The sequence below is a fragment of the Williamsia sp. 1138 genome (assembly GCF_002095435.2).
Lineage (GTDB): Bacteria > Actinomycetota > Actinomycetes > Mycobacteriales > Mycobacteriaceae > Williamsia.
In genome coordinates, this window is the sequence record NZ_MJEJ02000043.1 from 1 (window position 1) to 2,044 (window position 2,044).

A 2,044-nucleotide genomic window follows, 5' to 3' on the forward strand; every position below is an offset into this window, starting at 1 on the left:
CGTCCGGTACCGGAACCGCGCGTGTCAAGCGTGGGATGGCCGAGATGCTCAAGGGTGGGGTGATCATGGATGTCGTCACCGCGGAGCAGGCGACGATCGCCGAGGATGCGGGTGCTGTTGCGGTGATGGCTCTGGAGCGGGTTCCGGCCGATATTCGTGCCCAGGGTGGTGTGTCGCGGATGAGTGATCCGGACATGATCGATTCGATCATCTCTGCGGTGTCGATTCCGGTGATGGCCAAGGCGCGGATCGGGCATTTCGTCGAGGCGCAGATCTTGCAGAGCCTGGGTGTGGACTACGTCGATGAGTCCGAGGTGTTGACTCCGGCTGATTACGCCAACCATATTGACAAGTGGCAGTTCACGGTGCCGTTCGTGTGTGGTGCGACGAATCTGGGTGAGGCTTTGCGGCGTCTGACCGAGGGTGCGGGGATGATCCGTTCCAAGGGGGAGGCCGGTACCGGTGATGTGTCCAATGCCACGACCCATATGCGCAAGATCCGCGACGAGATCCGTCGGTTGACGTCGTTGCCGAAGGATGAGTTGTTCGTGGCCGCGAAGGAGTTGCAGGCGCCGTATGAGTTGGTGGTCGAGGTGGCCGAGAGCGGCAAGTTGCCGGTGACGTTGTTCACTGCCGGTGGTATCGCGACGCCGGCTGATGCGGCGATGATGATGCAGCTCGGTGCTGAGGGTGTGTTTGTCGGGTCGGGGATCTTCAAGTCCGGCAATCCCGCGGAGCGGGCGGTTGCGATCGTGCAGGCGACCACGTTCTATGACGATCCCGATGTGCTGGCCAAGGTCTCGCGTGGGTTGGGTGAGGCGATGGTCGGCATCAACGTCGACGACATCCCACAACCGCACCGGCTCGCCGAACGCGGCTGGTGACCTGACACGGATGCGGGGGTCCGAAAAATTCGATGACGAGCGCGTCCGCTGATTTCGAGGCGATCCCACTCGGTTGCGGCCGTTGTGGGACGCAGATCCCTTCTGCGCTCGCGCGGTGCCCGGAATGCGGGCAACAGATGTTTGTCAGTCCCGGTGCAGGAATGCCGGAGTCGCCGAGAGAGTTTCTCGGGGCCAACCGGGTCCCGGCGTCGATGGGGGCCCGGACGGCGGCCTATCTGATCGATACCGCGCTGGTGATCGGCTCTGTGGCCGGCGTGTTGTGCGTCGAGCTGGCCCTCGGGCTAGGGATGGCGGTTGTGTTCGCTCTCGCAGTGCCTCTGCTCGCCCTAACAGGGAGCGCGCTACTTCGTGCCGGTGGCCGGCGGACTCCCGGCCAGGTGCTGAGCAGGACCACCGTCAGGCGTCGCGTCTCAGGTGGCCCCGCCGGGTTCTGGCGGCAGCTGTCGCGGACCGCCGCACTGCATGTGAGCAACGTCCTGCTGTTTGCGGGCGCATGGTCTGTCCTCGCCGACGGTGGTCGGCCGCGCCGCGGCTGGCACGAAAAGATCTCCGGCACGACGACGACAGGCAGTCTCGGTACCGCGGGTTATGAGGTCGTCCCCGTGCCTCCACGTTTCGCAGGTGGCGACGAGGCCGATGAACTTCCCACAGACCTCATCGATCCCCGGCTGTCCGCACGGACGTTGCCCCTGCAGTCGGGCCACCGCCCGCTCCGCCTGCGGATGGACGATGGCAGTTTCACAGATTTGACCGGGTCAGGATTTCTCGGGGTACCGGCGGTCGCGTGGTCCGGTGGCCGCGCGGAGATAGTCGCGGTGTCCGCAGAATCTGCGCTGGTCGGCGACACGCATCTCCAGTTCAGCGTCTCAGGCGGCAAATTGTGGATGATCAGTACGGGTCCAGCGGTCGGATCCGTCCTCGACAACGGTGAATCGGTCACCACGATGCGCCCCGGACACCCCTACGAGGTGGGTCCGGGCACCGTGGTGCATTTCGGTCAGCGCAGTTTCGAGGTCGCCGGATGACGATCGGAGGCGGAGCTCGACCATGACGACTGGAGACGGAGCCGGAGGCGGAGCTCGACCATGACGACTGGAGACGGAGCCGGAGGCGGAGCTCGACCATGACGACTGGAGACG

Annotated in this window: 2 protein-coding genes; both read left to right on the forward strand. The window is 64.9% G+C overall.

Translation table 11 applies throughout. The features are described 5' to 3' along the window. The coding region (gene pdxS, locus BH683_RS13565) for a pyridoxal 5'-phosphate synthase lyase subunit PdxS (RefSeq protein ID WP_084836073.1) at positions 1-884 on the forward strand (884 nt) is incomplete at its 5' end. A 161-nt stretch (positions 885-1,045) separates the two neighbouring features. Continuing rightward, complete coding sequence (locus tag BH683_RS13570) at positions 1,046-1,930, forward strand: RDD family protein (protein ID WP_168187044.1); 885 nt, start codon at positions 1,046-1,048, stop codon at positions 1,928-1,930. The last annotated feature ends 114 nt before the right edge of the window (positions 1,931-2,044 follow it).